This window comes from Mesorhizobium sp. M0615, assembly GCF_040320805.1.
Lineage (GTDB): Bacteria > Pseudomonadota > Alphaproteobacteria > Rhizobiales > Rhizobiaceae > Mesorhizobium.
Map to the genome: position 1 here is coordinate 1 of NZ_JAMYQI010000018.1, position 17,718 is coordinate 17,718.

The window sequence follows — 17,718 nt, forward strand, 5'->3', positions numbered from 1 at the left end:
GGCCATAGATCGGACCTCGAAGTTCGCTTTCGTCGAGCTGCACGAGAAGGCAACGACAGCGGTCTCCGCCGATTTCCTGCGCCATTTTCTTGATGCTGTCCCTTACAAGATCCACACAGTGCTTACCGACAACGGCATTCAGTTCACGACCCCAGGTGCCGGCGGCTCGGCCGTTCCGCTGATCAAGGAAGCCATGGCGGCGGGAGAAATCATATGGGCGCACGCCTTCGAACATACTTGCGCCAAGGCCGATATCGACCACCGAACGACAAAGCCAAGGCACCCATGGACCAACGGCCAGGTCGAACGCATGAACCGCACGATCAAGGATGCGACCGTCAAACCTTCTACTACGAGAGCCATGACCAACTGCGCCAGCATCCCGCCGATTTCGTCTTAGCCTATAATTTCGGCCGTCGACTGAAGACCCTCAAGGGCCTCACGCCCTTTGAATACATCTGCAAAATCTGGACAAAAGAGCCCGAACGATTCAGGCTCGATCCAACCCATCAAACCTTGGGACTAAACATTTAAGGCACTGAAGCGCAAAAATCGCGATCGTGGTTACCCGGTGGGCAGGCCATTGGAACCAGCTCGCGAATTCAGCGTTTCGAGCGGATGATCAGAAGTTTCGCTTACGCCCTTATCCTCGTCCAGGTATCCATGGCGACCGCGCTGGCCACACAGGTCTTCCTTACGACCGCCGAGGAAGCCCGTAGCTCAGAACTCTCGCTGGCGCCGGCGCCAGGCGAAGAGGGATGCGCCAAGGCGATGTGGCCCAATATTCCGGAACGATGTCTGCAACGAGTCGAGCCGAAGGTGGTGACGCTCGTGCTCACCCAAAACAACTAATGGCGCATGGCGCTTTCTGATATGCAGCTGGCTTGCGCCGCTGGCTGCGCTGCCGCAGCACCAGCAACGGTCCGTTAAGCCTCGCTCAATCTCTGCAAGCTATCTTGTTGCCAGTTTGTCGAGGGTGACATGAAGCGCAAGTCGATAATGCTCTTTGCCTTCCCAGCTCTGATCCTGCTGATCTTGGCAGGGGAGCGCATGGCGACTTTCTTGCTGGGAGCACATCCGGCCAGTCCCGCAATGTGGCGGATCTGGCTTGAACTAAGGCCGCTGTCGACGATGTTCTGGCAACAGGTCGATCTTTATCTCGGGTCGTCGATGGTCCTTGATGCCTTGATGCTGGCCGCCGCGTCGATGGTTTGCTGGATGGCGTGCCGCACAAGAAGGTCGGCCGCGTTCTTCTTCCTTGCCAACCACGTCGCCCTGCTTTTCGCCGGGTTGATGATCGCTGTCACCAGCCATTCCGAAACAGCCAGCACGATCGCCTCTTTCACGGTACCCGGCGGCCTTCCGTTCCAACTAACGGTCGATTTCACCTTGAAGAACAGCCTTGTGCTGTTTCTGGGCGTGACGGCATGCGCCTACTGCCATGTCATCTTCCTCAGCGAAACCCGACAGCGGGCCGAAGCGCTGGCCGCTAGGCTCGTTGCTCTGCAGCGAGATCTCTAGGATAGCCCACCTTTTTCCAGCGCTAGTTGATCTTTCGGTAGTAAACCTTGCCGTCGGCCTGCTCTATGCGCTGGTAGTTGGAGCTTGGGGCGGGGGCTGCAGCTGCAATCCTCCTTTTGGGCGGACGCGGTGTATCGACGACGCTGGGCTCGGTCGCGTCTTCACCATCGAGAACAGCAGGCGCCTCCGCCATGCTGCTGGTCGTGTCGACGGAAGGTTCCGCTGCGCTCGACGTGATTTCGTCATGGACAATAGGCTGGTTCTGTTCCAGCCGGGCTATGCTCCGGTTGATTTCGCCAAAGCTGCTCTGCAGTTGAGTGTCCAGTTTTTCAAATCGGCTCTGAAAACCGTTGTTGACCGTATCCAACCGGCTGCCGATTCGTTGTTCGAACGTCCCGAGTTGTTCCAGGCGCCCTTCCAGAAAGCGCACATCGCTGATGCCGCGGTAGAGATAGACTGCGGCTATTATGTTCACGAAGGTGAGCAGGGACGTGCCGATGATGACCGCGCCGATAATGCTTTTGTCGCTCGGTTTCCCAACGACAGCCTGCTCTCCGGTGCGGGTTGCTGTCCCAATCTCGATTGCCGGCATGTCCGGTTCGCTGATCATCGTCATTGAACCACCACCTTTGCGCCGATCGCGACGCGCCTGAAGAGATCGATCACATCGGTGTTGGTAAGGCGAAAACACCCCGATGTTCCATCGAAGCCAACACCCTTGGGATCGTTGGTTCCGTGTATCCGATAGAGCGTGTCACGCCCGTTCCGAAGCAGATAAAGCGCCCTGGCGCCAAGTGGATTGTAAGGACCGGCAGGCACCATTTGCGGCAGGTCCGGCTGGCGGGCGCGCATTTCGCGGGGTGGGCGCCATTCCGGCCATTCGGTCTTCGCCCCCACCTCGACCACTCCGGTCCAGCCAAAGCCGTCGCGTCCGACGCTGATCTGATAGCGAAGCGCCTGGCCCTGTCGGGTCACCAGATAAAGCGCTTTCTCGCCCTTTCGGATAACGATCGTTCCGGGCTGTTCTGTCGTCTCGAAGGCAACAGTCTTGCGCAGGCTGGGTCCCATTGCCGGCAGCGGCGGCCGATCCGAAAGTGCCGATCGTGCGCTGGCGAAATCCTGGACCAGCATCATCAGCGCAATGCTCATGACATAGGCCAATCCCGGGCCAATCCGATACCTACTTGGCCGCCCCCTATTTGGCAGCGTCATCGAGCCGCTCTTTGAACATCCGCTTGAGGTCCTTGTTGAAGCGCGCACGCCCATCCACCTCGGCAGGCAGGATAGCACGGTTCAACGCATCGGTCAGAAGCGCATTGTCCAGCGCGACCGACTTGATGTGCGGCGCCTTGAAGATCTTTTCCAGCTCGCTGCGCGAAAAGTGGTTGCCGAACCATTTGCGCTTGTGCTTGTTGGCCACCAGCGTGATGCTGACAGCATTGCCACGCAACTCACGGATCTTCTTGTAGAGCCGTTTGCCTTGCCGCAGCGAGGCGACGTTGAGTTCGAAGACGATGAATATCTCATCGCTCGTCGACAGCACGGAATTGTGCCAAGGCGTCTCGATGTTCGGCAGGTCGATGACGATGTCGTCGAACCGGTAGGCGACGAGGTCCAGCAGCCGGAAGACAAAATCACTGCCCTGCGGTTCAAAAGGCAATTGCGGCCTCTCGAAGGAATAGAGCGTCAGCCCGGACGGGCGCGAGAGCTTGATGACGTCCATCAGTTCGACATCGAGCCTCTCCGGCTGGCCGATAATGCCGCCAAGGTCGAACTGGTTGAACTGGTTGAGATAGGCGCCGCAATTGGCGCTCTGGAAATCGAGGTCGACCAGGCAGGTGGAAGCCCCGCGTTCCTTCGATTTCGACGCCAGGAATTCGGCCGCCGACAAAGCGAGCGTCGTCGCGCCGGCGCCGCCGCTGGCGCTGATGAAGGTGATGATGCGGCTTTTGGTTCCCTGGTTGCCGGTGTCGTGGAAGGTCACCGCGTTGAGCAGTTCCTTGCCGTCGAGCGGCTTGTGCAGCCAGTCCGAAGCGTTCATGCGCACCAGCACACGCGTCTGCTCCGACGACAGCTCGTCTGAGACCGCGATCAGCGGCACGGTTGCCCAAAGGGCGCGCGCCTCGACGATGCCCGGCCTTCCGAGCAACTCGCCATTGCCGAGGTCGAGGATGACGATGCCGGGGCGCGTATCCGCGGGCGGCCCCCTAAGGAAGTCGCTCGTCTCGGAAACCCTGACGTCGTAGATCGCCAGCGCATCGAGCCGCGTCGCCACATCGCGCTTGAAATTCGGATCCGACGAGAACAGCGCCACCTGCTTTCGCTTGGTCGGTGTAACCTTGGTGTTGATGGCGTTCATGGATACGAGACCTTCATGTCTTCGCCCGTGACCGTGCTCAGCATGGAGGGCATGGTGAGGGAGGTGAACCGTGTCATCAGCCCGCCCAGGAAGAAGAACTGGTAGGTCATGTTCTGCAGGCTGACGGTGATCGTCGGGACCGGGCCGCCCAGCCGTGTCTGGTAGCCGAGGCCAGTGGCGGCATATGTGATGACGACATTGCTGCGCAGCAGGCCGGGGAAGAAATGGCACATGCCTAGCCGCATGGTGGCCCGCTGGGCTGCCGTGATGTCCGGACAGTCGTCGTTGTTGGTGACAGCCGTGTCGCCCCGGAATATGCGGCTGAAATCGGTGGCGTTGAACGTGCCGCCGTTGCTGCAAGCGCCCGTGGTTCCGGTGTATTTGCAGACGAAGGGGCCATACGCGCCGGCGATAACCGGCGCGCCTGGCGTCGTGGTGGGTGCGGCAGCGGTCAGATTGGTTACGACGGGATCGGAGATCGATGCCAGTCGTGCACCAATTTGGACCGCTTTGGTTGCAGCATTCCATTGGTAGAGCGCATAGCCGAAATCGACGAAGCCCAGCGTCAGCGTAAACAACAGCGTCGAAACGATGGCCATTTCCACCGCCGCCGCGCCGTCCTCCGATTTTGCAAAACGCCTGATCATCTTCAGAACCGGATCAACCGCTCCTCGTGAAATCCTCCCAAAGTGATCGGGCCGAGGCCAAACAGCGACAGCATACCGATGTCGCTATAGGGATAGGATGCTGTAGCCCTGACGATGCAGACCTGCGCAACAGTGGAGCGGTATTCGGTGACGCCGGCAACGACGGCGTCATGACAGTCAGCGATAGCAGCAATTGTCACCGTCGCGTTGTTGGATGCGCCCCCAGATTTCTGCCAGCCACTGATGCGCGGGTTGCCTGTGCCTCCCGCATTGCCGAAGACCGCTATGTTGGCAGCGATGTCGGCGCAGTTGATCGCCGCAAGCCCAGCATCGGTGTACATCTTGCTGTTGCAGCGCGCGCCGAAGCGGGCTGCGTCCGAAAGTCCTGCCTCCATCAGCAGTTTGTCATGGATCAGGTTGCCGAATTCGAACACGCCCGCCGACAGAAGCAGCAGCACCGGCGCGATCAATGCCATTTCGACAAGTGCGGTACCACGCCGGTCGCGTCGAAATCTGTCGAGGTGACGGAACAGGAGGCTGATCATCGCCATCACCGGTAAAGCTGGGCTTCGTCGCGCAGGTAGTTGTCGAGCGTACCGCTACCGCCCCTGCCTGTGATGTCGACGAGTTCCACCATGATATCCTTACCGTCGATGATCGGCTCTGTAATAAAGAAGCTGGCAAATCTCCTGGCCGGAATGCCCGTCTGGCGGCCGCTGAAATTCATGCCCGACGCCTTGAGCGCATTGCAGTCCAGGATTGCGCCATAAAGCAACCGGCGGTCGGGGATTGAGATCGGGGTGCCGGCCCCGGCAGGAGGCGTGCCTTTTTCGCCGCCAACGGACGCGTCCGAAACGACGTTGTTGTCGATCTCGTAGCGATACACTTCATACCGCGTCGGGAGATCGGCGCCAGTGCCGGACAAAGCCGCCGGCACGGTGCGTGTCGGATGATTGGCGGCCCAGTAGCGCGCGAAGTTCCAGTCGCCGGCGCCCATGCGGCCACCCATCAAGGTGCAGTTGCCGGCGATCTGACACGAGTCGCGCTCCAGCCCGATGCCTTTGGTCGGGTCTGTTTGGTAGTCGACCTTGTTGTCCTTGACAAATTGATCCCAGTTTATGGCACCCTTGCGCACATTGACCCCAGGCCCGTCCGAGAACGATGACGCGTCGATGCCGAAGCGCGAGTTGATGCCATCTTTCACCGGACCGGAATTCTGTCCCGGTTCCGTGTCGACGCCATCGCGCGAATAACAATTCTGTGGCTTGGAGTCGGCTAGCATCCTTTCGAGCTGACTGGCGCCGTTGCCGAAAGGCGAAGCCAGGAAAGCGAAATTGCCTGGAAAGTAAGACCCGTCTCCGCGCAGCTTGATCTGGCGACGACGGTATTGCCTGGTTTGCGCTGCCTGCTCCAGCGTGACGCCGCCGGTGATGCTTGTATCCTCATACGGATTGCACATGAAAACGGGCGTGTACTCGCAAACACCCGACGTGAAGCCCGCGACGGAAACTGCACCGACACTGAATGAACCGCTCGCCGAACTCGACAGGAACGAGACCGGGAAAAAGGCGCTGAAGCCGGTCGGTGCGACCGTGACTTGAATGAATTTGGTCTCATCTTCGCCAATGGCAGGATCGGAATTGGCAAGATAAGTTGCCTGGTTGGCCGTCGTTATCTTCGTACCGTCGGCGGCGGGGATTGCCTTCAGGAAACACCAGGAGATGTTCCCTGAATTGTTGCATCTGAGCGCTCCTCCCGGTTGCCCGGAGGTCAGGGTGAACCGGCCCGAATTCGAGAAATTGCTTTCATTGTCGACCAGCGTCGCCATGGCGCGCTCGGCTCTTGCCCAGGAACCAGGCAGGCCATCGAGCTCTGCGGCCCCAGCCAACGAAAAGGCGTCAGCCGCCTTCTGCAGATCATTGTGGAGATTGTTGACCCGGCTCGCGTCGATCACCAACAGCGAGAAGCCGACGATCGCCGGCAACATGATGCTGACCAGGATGAGTGCTATACCCCTCTGATCGTGCCAGAACGCGCGAACAATTCGCAACATGGCGTTACTCTTAGCTCCCCTGGCCCCAGAACCCCTCGTTCGTCTGGCGCGTATAAAACCGCATCCTTCTGTTTAGTTCGTGGTCGGCGTGCCGACATTCACCGTAATCGCTGGCGGTGGCGGCGGTGGCGGCGGAAATTTGTAGTTGCGCGCAACAAGCGCACCCCGCGTGCCGTCACCTTCGATATGTGTGTTCTTCGCGTTCGGATTGAACGGATCGACCGTCTGCAGCAGCGAATTGTATTTCTGCGTATCGCCGGCGGCCAGGGTCACCGTGTCGTAGTGGTTCAGATAGTCGGCGGCGCAGCCCGATAGTGGTCCGGCGCACAGAATGAGGATCACGACGCTATTTCTTGACATAGAGCATCTTGTCCTTCGATTTGAAGTCCAGCATGTGGCCATAGGGGCCGGTCACTCCGTCGCCCGTTTCGTATTTTCGGATCATATCCTTGTTCACCTCAAGCTGGCCGAGCACGAAGAATTCCGGATCGTTGGCCGGCCGTGTCTTGTCGAACGGCGTCGCCAGCTGTTCGCCGGGCTTCACCGGCCGCACGACATGCGGCGTGACGATGACGACCAGTTCGGTCTCTTCCTTCTGGTTGCTCGAATTGCGGAACAGCGTCCCGATGACCGGAACCTGGCCGAGCCACGGCACCTGGTTTTGCAGCTTGATGGTCTTGCTCGACAGCAGCCCGCCGACCGCGAAGCTCTGGCCATCGCGCAGTTCGACGACGGTATCGAGCTTGCGGTTGGTGAAGATCGGGTCGCCGGCGGTGGTGAAACCCGTGAGGTCACTCACTTCCGGCGCCAGCTTCATATGGATCTTGCCGTCGTCGAGTACGACCGGCGTGAACAGTAAATTAACGCCGAATTGCTTGTACGTGATGGTTATCTGGCCATCATTCCCGACGACACGGATAGGCACTTCGCCGCCGGCGTTGAAGCTGGCTGGCTCACCGGACAAGGTGGTGAGATTGGGTTCAGCCAGCGTGCGCACAACCCCCTTGGCCTCAAGCGCTTCAATGATCAGGTCGACCTTGATGTTGCTGTCAATGACGCGGGTGATCAACGCTGCGAAGGGATTGCTGGTCGACAGTAGACCGCTGAGCAGACCGCCCGGGCCAAGCACTACGTTATCTTTGTCGGCGGCGGCGATGCCCGTTCCTGTACGGGTTGTGCCGCTGCCATTCGTGCTTTTGATCGACACGCCAAGATCCCTTCCGGCATTGCGCTTGGCTTCCAGCACGCGGACCTCGAGATTGACCTGCTGGCTATCATCCACAATGACGGAATTGATGATGGCGTCGGGACCATATTGCTGCGCCACTTCCATGATGGATGCCAGCGTGGCGCCGTCCTTGACATGGCCGCCGAGCCTGACCTTGCCGTTGATCGAACCGATCTCGATGCGCGCCCGAGGCGCCACCTGCCGGATCGCTTGCGCCATGTCGCTGACGTCAACGCCGACTTCGATCTGGATGACGCCGAGTGAGCGCTTCTCAGGGGAGAAGAGATTGACCGTGGTGGTGCCGGCGCCCTTGCCGATGACATAGAGCGTGCGATCGGTCATCGGCTGAGCATCGGCGATCTTCTCGTCGCCGACGACGATATCGCCCAGATTGGCGCTCACCTGGAGCGTCACCGACTGTGACATCGGCAGGAAGATGCGATGGACGCTGGGGTTCGATACGTCGATGTAACGGTCGGCTGCTTCAGCCCCAAGGCTGGAGGTCAGCAGCGCAGCCAAACAGGACAGCGCGGCCGCCACTATCCTTACCCGAAACCCTTGCATCCGTATCTCCCCACTGCTGCCGATAGCAGCTCCAATGCGCCGCGCATTGTTATCTCTGTCGCGGCACTTCATAGGATTCGAGCTTCACACCCCGAAAGACCCCGACCGTCGCCAGCTTTGGCGGCTCCGGCTGAACATACTTGACCACTTCCTTGGCGACCTCCTGCGGGGCCGCCGCGACGACCGGCTTGACCTTGCTCAACTGGTCGAGCTGGCTTCCGACTCTCTCCACGGCCTGTGCCAACCCGGCAATCTTGTCGTCCGCGCGCTTACGGTCCGCGGCGGCCGCGGCATCGGCTGCGGCCTTCCTGTCGAGTTCGGCCTGCCTGGCTGCGACGTCTGCCGGCGTTTCGGCAGTCAGGTCCGATACCGTGACGCGTTCGGTCGTCTCGCCCTTGCTCGCGGCTGCTTGGCGCAACGCCAGTGACAATTGCCCGGCGCCGGCGGCCAAGGTAAGCTTCTGTGCATCCTTGGTGCTGACTTCAAGCGTTACGGCTTTGACGACCGTGGGGCTGTCCTTGCTCTCATCGGCGACCTGGTCGACGGCGAGCACCTTCATGCTCTGCAACAATACGTCGACAAAACTCTGGTCCACACCGTCGGCATTGCGCACCGTGCGTGTCAGCAAGACATCGACACGGTCGCCGGGGAAGACGAATCCGGCAACGCCAAGCACGTCGTTGACCCTGATGGAAACGGCTTTCATGCCTTCGCCGAGCACTGCCGAAAGCGTGGCGCGCTGGCCGGGGCCGGTGATCTTGGTGGCGAGAATTGGTTCGTTGACGCCGATCGCCTGCAGCGCCTGCTTCGAACCTTCTCCGGCCAGCAGGTCCTTTGTTGTCTTGAAGGCGCCAGTCGGAACCGCGCCCGTCGGCCACGCGACCTCGCGCAATTTGTCGGCGGACAGTGTGTCACCAAACTTCAGCGCCACTGACGCCACGACGACCGTATCGCGAGGGACATCGCCTGTCTTTGCAATGGCACTGCGCTGGTTGGCCAGCCAGATGTTGGCGAGCACAACCGCCAGCACGCCGAACACGCCGGCGAGAATGATCATTATGATTGTATTTGCGCGCATGACCCCAACCCCAGGAAGGCTTGTTGCTCAGCCGCCTTGTCCGGCGGCTAAATCTCAGGCCCGGACCCCCTGTCCGGGCCTGAGGAGAGCGCGAGTGATCAGCTACCCGAGCCACCCACGGCGCAACTGCCAGGTCCAGCATTCAGACCAACGCAGAGAGCGGTGAAACGTCCGGTCACCCACAAACCGATGCCGACGATGATCAGAATAGACGCGGTGGCGATAATGCCGACCAGGATGGAATATTCGACCATAGCAGCGCCGTTGTCGTCGTCGCGGAACTGCCGGGCCATCGTCATGAGCTTCTTCATGTCAATTTCTCCCCTTTGGAGTTGAACCCGACGAGACAGAGCCAAGGATGAACCCCATACCCAAGCATCCCCCGTCACCTCAATCGTAGGTCCCGCGAAAAAGCAGAGTCAAACAGATTAACAATTCGTTTACCTTCCAATGCCTGAATCTGAGCGGCTTCAATTCGGACAAGAGCTTGATTCGATTAATTTTTCAAGCCGCTTTAACCATTCGTTCACAATTATGCCACACCCCGGGTAAACGGGCCCTTATATTAGCTAAGATGCATAATCCTTTATATCTAAGGGCTTATGGCACTCATTCGGCGCCACAGCGCTTGTCACGATGGGAAATGTTTCGTGAGTTGAGGCCGGCGTCTGCTTGCACATGCAGAGTTTCAAAATAAAACGATTTTTTTTGGTCTGGCTCTTTAATTTCGGCAAAGTAACGGGATGCGCCATTGTGTCCTGCGGCCTACCCCCTTAGTTCTATCGATATGGGCTTGCTGGCTCGGCTTTGAGACGTCGCGCGTCGGGATCAGCTGAACGAACATGGCCTGCCAGGCGCCATATCAGCAAGGTGGCCAAAATCGAGACATAGCCGTCGACGGCGTAGTGCCAGCCGAAATAGACGGACCCGAACATGATCACGGCGGCGTATGCCCACGCCGCGGCGCCAACCCAACGGTTGAGGCTCCAAAGGAACAGGGCATTCAAGGTGACGATTGCCACATGAAAGCTCGGCATTGCCGATATGCCGCTGCCGACCACGGCTCGATTGGTCGTGTAGGAAGCGTAGAGATAGTCGCTGATTTTCAGGGTATCTGGGCCGGCGTTGCTGTCTTTCAACGCTGACATCAGATCGACGAAGCGCGATCCAGCAAAAATCCGGTCATAGAAGATAGGCCCAGCCGACGAACCTAAAACTCGGAGGCAGAGACCCAGCACGATGGCCATGGTCATCAACGCGACGAAATATCTTTGACGTGCGTCGGGCCGCTCCAGCCAGGCCGCAAGCAGGACAACCATTGCAACCTGTATGATCCAGAACTGGGAATAGAGTATGTAGAGCACCCTATCGATCGGAGCGGGGACCGGCACCGATCGAGTCCATCGCCAGGGATCGCCAAAATGAATGGCCGCGTCGACCCCGGCAAGCCATGGATCGGCAAAGAAAGTGACCATGCCGGACAGGTCGTGCTTGTAGGCCGTGAAAGCCGCGACGCATACCATGAAGATAGCGATGGTCGAGATGGCCCCGATGCCGCGCGAAACCAGCTTCTCGCGTACGAAGCTGAGAGGAGATTTGGGCCTGTTGATCATTCCGGCGACGGCTAGCCCAACAAGCATCATCGGCGGCAGAAGCAAGTAGTAGAGTACCAGGCGAGTGTCGCCGAAAGCCGAAAGGTACGATCGCGGGAAGAGGCATGCCGCGACTGCGGCATACAGCAGGGCAATGCATGCCAGTTTGGCAGATGGGGCGAGGCGGGGACGGATTGCGGAGTGTCCGCTAAGTCAGGCGCCATTTCCATTTTCGGACTGGCTTCTTCTTGATCATTGGAAGCGGTGGTGGGTCATAGGTGACAGCCTGCGACTTGGCCGGTGTTGTCACATAGCGTTCAATGCCGACCGCCGACGATCCGATAATCGCGCCTGCAAGGACTATCAGGACTATCTGCCTATCGAACATTGGACGCCCCCGTTCGCGGATACATTAGCGGTCCCCGGTTAATGATATGTGGCGTCGATCTCCGAGGCGGCGGCGTACAATCACATCTGCGCCGGCTGTTTTCCCGCGGACTGATGGCGGTTTCGGCGTCCGCTACATTGTTGCCAAGAGACGGGCCAAGGATGAAATCCATACTCATGCATCCCGGCATCACCCGGAGCCTAGGTCGTACGAAAAAGCAAAGTCAAACCGATTAACTGTTTGTTGGCCTTCAAATACCTGAATATTGAGTTCCGGGGCCAATTCAACTCTAGCGAGAGCTTGATTTGGCTTTTTTTTCAAGCACCGTGAACCTTTCATTCACCATGTGACCGCATCTACGGCGAAAAGCGAGTCAATTTAGCGAATCAGCATATTCATTTATATCTAGTGGCTTACGACCATCTCCCGCTTGTATGCCGTTCGTTGCGATGTGAAATATTCCGTGATGTCGAATAGTCGGGGGTGGTTCGTGATGGCGGCCGAGCGCAGCGTTGCAACAAAATCGATTTTTTTGCGCACCGGCTTTAACTATGTTGTAAGTAATAAGCGTCCACCGCCTCGCTCGGCGCTTGTGCCTCTCTTGGTTAACGCTTAGTTTCTGATCCTGGGGAATTTCAGGGGGGCTTGAGCGATGTTGGGCCGCTTTATCAAAGGACCAAATGAGCCGCGGGCAGAAGCGCCGCCACTGATCGCTGTGACGGTGTCAAATGCGACACCGATCCCGGCGCCAGACTTTGAACAACATGGCGACGATTTCCTGACGCTCAAGGTCGAGATCCACCGCCATCTGATCGACCGCTTCAATCTGGCCGCGCTCGAAACGGCAACCAAGGACGAGATCCTCAACGAAATCAGGCCGATCGTGCGGGAATTTGTCCGCATTCGAAACGTGCCGCTGAATGCACGTGAACTTGATCAATTGACCAGCGACACCGCCGACGAGATGCTTGGCCTGGGGCCAATCGAACCGCTGCTCAAGGACGACTCCATCGCTGATATCCTGATCAACACGCACAACCGAGTCTTCATTGAGCGGCGCGGCGTGATCGAGGAAACTCCGATTCGTTTTCGTGACGAGGCGCATCTGCTGCGCATCATCAACAAGATCGTTTCGGCGATCGGCCGCCGTGTCGATGAATCCGCGCCGATGGTCGACGCCCGCCTGGCAGACGGGTCGCGCGTCAACATCGCGGTGCGGCCGATCTCGGTGGATGGCCCGCTGGTCTCGATTCGAAAGTTCTCAAAAAATCCCTACTCGCTCGAACGCCTGATGGCATTCAACTCGATCCGTCCCCCCATGATCGACTTGCTCCGGATCGCCGTGCAGTCGCGCAAATCCATCCTGGTTTCGGGCGGCACCGGCAGCGGCAAGACGACCTTGCTCAACGCGTTGTCCAGCTACATCCCTTCGAAGGAGCGCTTGATCACCATTGAGGATGCAGCTGAACTGCAATTGCAGCAGCCGCATGTCGGCCGGCTGGAGACGCGCCCACCCAATACCGAGGGCAAGGGTGAGGTTCGCCAGCGCGAGCTGCTCAAGAATGCACTGCGCATGCGACCCGACCGCATCATCGTCGGCGAGGTGCGTGGCGAAGAAGCCTTTGACATGCTGCAGGCCATGAACACCGGCCATGAGGGGTCGATGACCACCATCCATGCAAACACGCCGCGAGATGCGATATCGCGCCTGGAACAGATGGTCGGCATGGCCGGAATGCCGATGACCCATGATGCCATCCGGGCACAGATCGCATCCGCCATCGACATCATCGTGCAGACGCAGCGTCTTTCCGATGGCGGCAGGCGGGTTGTCTCCGTATCCGAACTGACCGGCATGGAAGGCAATGTCGTCCAGCTCCAGGAAATCTATCATTTTGTCCGGCGTGACGTCGCAGCCGACGGCACCATCATCGGAGATTTTCGGGCAACGGGTGTCCGACCGCGCTTTGCCACGGAAGCGGCTACGCTGGGACATCATTTCGCTAAGGATGCATTCAATCCGCAGGTTGCGCTGTGATGCTGACCGGACAGACCCTGCTTTATTTCGTCTACGTATTGGCAGCCGCCTCGGTGATCCTAGCGGTCGAGTCTCTCTACGTGTCGTATTCCGCGCGGTATGCAAGGGTCGGAGTTATCAATCGCCGACTAAAGCGGCTCGAAGAGGAGGGGCCGGCAGAACAGACACTGCAAGGTCTTTTGCTCGAGCGAGGCCTGACCAACACCGGCGACTACCTTTTCGGAGCAGTAGGCTTAAACAGGCTTTATACGCAGTCGGGTACCACGGGGAATCCAATCCTCTTCGCAACAATCTTTCTGTTAGCGGGAGCGGTTGCAGGGCTTCTCCTCTGGTTACTGACCGCCCTGCCGGTGGTTCTGGGGATTGTGGCCTTTTTCGTCATCGGCTTCGTGCTGCCCTTGCTGGTTCTACGGCGAGCGCGCAACAGGCGAATCCGCAAATTCGCCCAGCAACTTCCTGACGCTCTTGACATGATCGTACGGTCGCTGAGGGCCGGTCATCCGGCATCGGTGGCAATCAGCTTGGTCGCACGTGAGATGCCCGACCCGCTCGGAACCGAATTCGGCATCGTGTCCGACGAGATCACTTTCGGTCTCAGCCTTGAGCAGGCGGTACGGAAGTTGTCGGAGCGGGTCGGCTTCGAGGGTTTGCATTTGCTGTCGGTCTCACTCTCTATCCAATCCAAGACCGGCGGCAATCTCACCGAAATTCTGGGAAATCTTGCGTCGGTCCTGCGTGAACGGCAAAAACTGCGCTTGAAGATCAAAGCGCTTACGGCGGAAGGCCGAATGTCGGCCTGGATCATATCCTTGTTTCCCGTGGTGATGTTCCTGGCGCTTCAGGTCACCGCGCCCTCCTACTATGGCACCGTCTGGAACAATCCGCTTATGTTGCCGGCGATGACAATTTCAGCGGGCTGGGCGCTGTTGGGCGACTACATGATGTATCGAATGGTCAACTTCGATATCTAACGGGGCGAAGCACAGATTTGTTCGCGAACATGCAGGACCTGAGTTTTTTGATCTCCATTGCGGTGTTTTTGACCGCGGTGGCCCTGTTCCTTTTTGGAGCGCTCATCTTTCTTCCGGCGCTGCAGACGCGAAAGCTGGTGGCGCAGAGCCTTATTGCCGAAGGCATTGCTGACCGCCGGTCTTTGCTGGGACAGGAGAAGCTCGCGAGGATCGCTGCCCAGCGTCCGATCGAAGCCTATTTCCGCTCTGTCGAGAAAGCGCGCGGAGAGCCGAATGCATTGGAAGCCAAGCTTTTCCGTGCTGGTTTCTATAAAGCCAGTTCGCCGCTGCTCTATACGTTGTCGCGACTTGGCGTGGTGTGTTTTGGCTTCCTGGCTTGCTACGCGATTTTGTCTCGGGTCCTGCCGCCCACCGTGCCGAGTTTCCTAGCTTTCATCGGATCCGCTCTGTTCGGTCTCGCCTGCCTGGTGATTCCAAGCGTTATGCTGGATCGCTTCGAGAGGGGGCAAAAGCAGGTTTACCAACGCGGCTTTCCCGACTTCATGGACATGATGATCACCTGCGCCGACGCCGGCATGAGTTTGGAGGCGGCTGTCGAGCGCGTCAGCCAAGAACTGGCCGGCACCCATAAATGGCTGGGTATTCAGCTTTCGATCATGAATTTGCAAATGCGCGCCGGCAAGCCGATGCGGGATGCGCTGCGTGAACTCGCCGACCGCCTGGGACTTGATGAGGCGCGGACTTTGGCTGTGCTTTTCAGGCAGTCAGAGGAACTTGGCACCAGCCTGACCGAAGCTTTGCGAGTTTATAGCGACGAGATGCGAAGCGCGCGGATCTTTCGCGCCGAGGAACGCGCCAATTCCTTGCCGGTCAAAATGATGATCCCGTTGGGACTCTGTGTCTTTCCCGTTGTGCTCATGGTCATCCTATTGCCTGTGATCATTCGCATGAGGGGCGTTTTCTTCTAAAGTCGTATATGCTTTGGTTCTAAATAGAGTCTGAGACTCTCGGGAGAGAAGATGAGAAGGCCAATGCGCCTTGCAACGGCCGCCAGTTTGCTGGCCGTCATGCTTGCTGGCTGCCAGACGAACGGGGCTGACGGCACCGATGGTGTCGTTCGCACCAACGAACCATCGAAAGGTGATGTCACGTCCTTCGGCGATGCGTTCGACGGACTGAAGACGGTCGGTGATGTCGAATATTACGCTTCGGACCAGGCCGTCGCCGAGGCCAAGAACCAGTTCCGCGCGGAAAATTACGGCAATGCCGGTGCCTTGTTCTTCAAGGCGACGCAACTGGCCCCCAATGATGGTGGCGCCTGGATGGGACTGGCCGCCTCCTGCGACCGAATTCATCGTTTCGACCTCGCCGACCGGGCCTATGGCCGCGCCTTCAGGCTGGTTGGGGCGACGCCTGAATATTACAACAATGTCGGCTATTCCTATTTGCTGCGCGGCAAGCTGCAGGACGCACGCGCGAATTTCCTCAAGGCCTACGAACTGGCGCCCAACGACCCGACCGTGGTCAACAATCTGAAGCTCCTGTCGTCCAGCGTGCAGAACATCGAGCGGTAGAGCCCCAACATGCTGCTTGCCGCGTCGCTGCTGCTAAAGGCGCTCGCCCTCCCGCTTCTCGCGAGGATTGCATGGCTGGACTTCACGACCCAGAAAATTTCCAATCGTGATGTGGTGCTGCTTTTGTGCATCGGGCTGGGATCGCTGCAGTTCCTGTCGATTCTCTTGGGATCGTGGTGGGACATGGGCCTGAGCGCGCTAGCCGGCCTCGTGCTATTTCTTGCGCTCTTCCCGTTCTGGGCCTTGCGCAAGGTCGGCGCCGGCGATGTCAAGCTGATGGCAGTCATTCCGTTCGTTATCGGCGGAACCGATCTCGTCGTGTTTTCCCTGCTGCTGCTGGTTTTCGCCCTGGGCACGGCCTTGATCGTGAAGAATCCCTTCATGCTGCCTGCCGGTGCCTTTCGCCTTTACGCCGAGCATCTCGATCGCAAGGGTGTTGTGCCGTTCGGCGTGCCGATCTCAATCGCGGCGATCTGCTCGATCGTATTCCACATCGTCAGCCGAGTAACGGGCTATGGCGGTATTGAGAATTTCCTCTGATGCGCAACGGGCTAGCTATTCCACGCCGGCAAGGGGCTGAGCAATAAAAAGCCCGCCACCGTGAGGCAGCGGGTTCTCTTTCGGAAATGATGAGCTGCCGTTTACGGCCGGCCTTCATGGGGCGGGGTTGCGGATGCCTCTGGCCGGACATTCGACGTCATTGAAGCGAGGCACTCCTCCAGACGTTCCAGCCGCGCCTTCTGGCATCGCAGTGTGTGCGCGACGTCATGCAGCCTGGATTTGCCCTGAGAGTTGGCGGCAGCGATCAAGTCTATTTGGAGCCGACTGATCTCGCTCCGCAGATCGCGAGCGTCAGCTTCCATCAGACCCCTGATCCATCCAGCCCCGCGCATTCCAGCACACCATCCACCGAGACCTGCGTCGCACGATAGCAGCGAGTTTGCTAACAACCATGCCATGAACCTTCTCGAATTTTATGCATTGCTAATATATAAAAAGCCCGCCACCGTCAGGCATCCGGGCAGTTTTTGCCCGTTCGGATCGATCTGTGAGGTTTGTCACAGACGCACCGACGTATCGGCGTAGGCTACGTGCAGTTTCCTGCAGGGGTAAAGGGAGTGGTCCGATGCTTGTGAACCTTCCTATGCTTGTGAATCTTCCTCTTGTCGCAGTTGGTCCCCTTGCCGATTGGGTCCGTCATCGAGCCGAGCAGAACGCGCTGTTGAAGGCAACGGACGAGTTGAGCGCGTCACCAGACGACATGCTCAGTGACATCGGGATTTCCCGTGACGAGATCACGACGTTTGCGTTCCGCAGCCCGGCGTCGAGACGTTGGAGCTGAGCAACAAAAAAGCCCGCCACCGTGAGGCAGCGAGCCACATTAATCGAGAATTAAACTTGGATCGTTCCAGGTTCTGTATCGCGGGAAGCGCCGCCGGTCGCCGAACACCCGGCCGAGGATGCGAATGCAAGAAGATGGCCCTCGTCCGCACACCAGGCAATCGAGAAGGAACGTCTCGTGCAGACTTCCCTTGGCGGCAAAGCGGCCCCCATAGCCTCGCCCGTGATTGTTGCGCCAGGTCATGGTTTGCGGATGACCGCCTCCAAACATGGCGACCACAACGCACCCGTCCTCCAGTTCCGCGTCTGGATCAATGATAAGGCTTTCAGCCCTAAGCTCGGGGTAGGTGTCTGTCACCGCAAA

19 protein-coding genes and 1 pseudogene are annotated in these 17,718 nt (G+C 58.7%); 8 read left to right on the forward strand and 12 right to left on the reverse strand.

Annotated features, from left to right (window positions below; translation table 11 throughout):
- From NKI46_RS26370 to NKI46_RS26380, 3 genes and pseudogenes are all read left to right on the forward strand, one after another.
- Positions 1–534: pseudogene (locus NKI46_RS26370) on the forward strand (integrase core domain-containing protein); the annotation flags it as partial.
- A gap of 129 nt (positions 535–663) precedes the next feature.
- Positions 664–852: a hypothetical protein gene (locus NKI46_RS26375; protein WP_156929786.1), complete on the forward strand. Its 189-nt coding sequence runs from the start codon at positions 664–666 to the stop codon at positions 850–852.
- Between the two features lie 129 nt (positions 853–981).
- Positions 982–1,521, forward strand: a complete 540-nt coding sequence (locus NKI46_RS26380; RefSeq protein ID WP_023738785.1) for a hypothetical protein — start codon at positions 982–984, stop codon at positions 1,519–1,521.
- A 22-nt stretch (positions 1,522–1,543) separates the two neighbouring features.
- Here NKI46_RS26380 and NKI46_RS26385 read toward each other — a convergent pair whose 3' ends face one another.
- The 11 genes from NKI46_RS26385 to NKI46_RS26435 form a co-directional block, all read right to left on the reverse strand.
- Complete coding sequence (locus tag NKI46_RS26385; RefSeq protein ID WP_023738784.1) at positions 1,544–2,137, reverse strand: hypothetical protein; 594 nt, start codon at positions 2,135–2,137, stop codon at positions 1,544–1,546.
- Positions 2,134–2,733 carry a L,D-transpeptidase gene (locus tag NKI46_RS26390; RefSeq protein ID WP_023738783.1) on the reverse strand — a complete coding sequence of 200 codons (600 nt, stop codon included), beginning with the start codon at positions 2,731–2,733 and terminating at the stop codon, positions 2,134–2,136. The genes NKI46_RS26385 and NKI46_RS26390 overlap by 4 nt, the downstream gene beginning before the upstream one ends.
- On the reverse strand, positions 2,717–3,880 hold the full coding sequence (locus tag NKI46_RS26395) for a CpaE/TadZ family protein (protein WP_023738782.1): 1,164 nt from the start codon (positions 3,878–3,880) through the stop codon (positions 2,717–2,719). Before NKI46_RS26395 ends, NKI46_RS26390 begins: the two co-directional genes overlap by 17 nt.
- Complete coding sequence (locus NKI46_RS26400; protein ID WP_023738781.1) at positions 3,877–4,527, reverse strand: TadE/TadG family type IV pilus assembly protein; 651 nt, start codon at positions 4,525–4,527, stop codon at positions 3,877–3,879. The genes NKI46_RS26395 and NKI46_RS26400 overlap by 4 nt, the downstream gene beginning before the upstream one ends.
- Positions 4,528–4,529: 2 nt before the next feature.
- Entirely contained in the window at positions 4,530–5,072 is a 543-nt protein-coding gene (locus tag NKI46_RS26405) for a TadE/TadG family type IV pilus assembly protein (RefSeq protein ID WP_280790903.1), read from the reverse strand.
- A gap of 5 nt (positions 5,073–5,077) precedes the next feature.
- Positions 5,078–6,580, reverse strand: a complete 1,503-nt coding sequence (locus NKI46_RS26410; protein ID WP_023738779.1) for a pilus assembly protein TadG-related protein — start codon at positions 6,578–6,580, stop codon at positions 5,078–5,080.
- Between the two features lie 72 nt (positions 6,581–6,652).
- Entirely contained in the window at positions 6,653–6,922 is a 270-nt protein-coding gene (locus tag NKI46_RS26415; protein ID WP_352748783.1) for a hypothetical protein, read from the reverse strand.
- A gap of 4 nt (positions 6,923–6,926) precedes the next feature.
- On the reverse strand, positions 6,927–8,372 hold the full coding sequence (locus NKI46_RS26420) for a type II and III secretion system protein family protein (protein ID WP_023738777.1): 1,446 nt from the start codon (positions 8,370–8,372) through the stop codon (positions 6,927–6,929).
- A 49-nt stretch (positions 8,373–8,421) separates the two neighbouring features.
- Positions 8,422–9,450, reverse strand: a complete 1,029-nt coding sequence (cpaB, locus tag NKI46_RS26425; protein ID WP_023738776.1) for a Flp pilus assembly protein CpaB — start codon at positions 9,448–9,450, stop codon at positions 8,422–8,424.
- A gap of 98 nt (positions 9,451–9,548) precedes the next feature.
- Positions 9,549–9,761 (reverse strand): Flp family type IVb pilin, encoded by a 213-nt coding sequence (locus tag NKI46_RS26430; protein WP_023738775.1) that lies wholly within the window; start codon positions 9,759–9,761, stop codon positions 9,549–9,551.
- A gap of 468 nt (positions 9,762–10,229) precedes the next feature.
- Positions 10,230–11,108 (reverse strand): phosphatase PAP2 family protein, encoded by an 879-nt coding sequence (locus NKI46_RS26435; RefSeq protein WP_023738774.1) that lies wholly within the window; start codon positions 11,106–11,108, stop codon positions 10,230–10,232.
- 974 nt (positions 11,109–12,082) lie between these two features.
- Between NKI46_RS26435 and NKI46_RS26440 the strand changes: the two genes are divergently transcribed.
- The 5 genes from NKI46_RS26440 to NKI46_RS26460 are packed head-to-tail and all read left to right on the forward strand — an operon-like array spanning position 12,083 to position 16,553.
- The gene (locus NKI46_RS26440) at positions 12,083–13,468 is read left to right on the forward strand and encodes a TadA family conjugal transfer-associated ATPase (RefSeq protein WP_352748788.1); all 1,386 of its coding nucleotides are present in this window, start codon (positions 12,083–12,085) and stop codon (positions 13,466–13,468) included.
- Entirely contained in the window at positions 13,468–14,439 is a 972-nt protein-coding gene (locus NKI46_RS26445; protein WP_023738771.1) for a type II secretion system F family protein, read from the forward strand. The genes NKI46_RS26440 and NKI46_RS26445 overlap by 1 nt, the downstream gene beginning before the upstream one ends.
- A gap of 17 nt (positions 14,440–14,456) precedes the next feature.
- Entirely contained in the window at positions 14,457–15,407 is a 951-nt protein-coding gene (locus NKI46_RS26450; protein ID WP_023738770.1) for a type II secretion system F family protein, read from the forward strand.
- Between the two features lie 51 nt (positions 15,408–15,458).
- On the forward strand, positions 15,459–16,013 hold the full coding sequence (locus NKI46_RS26455) for a tetratricopeptide repeat protein (protein WP_023738769.1): 555 nt from the start codon (positions 15,459–15,461) through the stop codon (positions 16,011–16,013).
- A 9-nt stretch (positions 16,014–16,022) separates the two neighbouring features.
- A complete protein-coding gene (locus NKI46_RS26460) occupies positions 16,023–16,553 on the forward strand; it encodes an A24 family peptidase (RefSeq protein WP_023738768.1) in 531 nt (176 codons plus the stop codon).
- Between the two features lie 841 nt (positions 16,554–17,394).
- On the opposite strand, the gene NKI46_RS26465 is transcribed toward NKI46_RS26460, so the two are convergent.
- A complete protein-coding gene (locus NKI46_RS26465) occupies positions 17,395–17,712 on the reverse strand; it encodes a hypothetical protein (RefSeq protein WP_156929785.1) in 318 nt (105 codons plus the stop codon).
- Positions 17,713–17,718 lie beyond the last annotated feature (6 nt).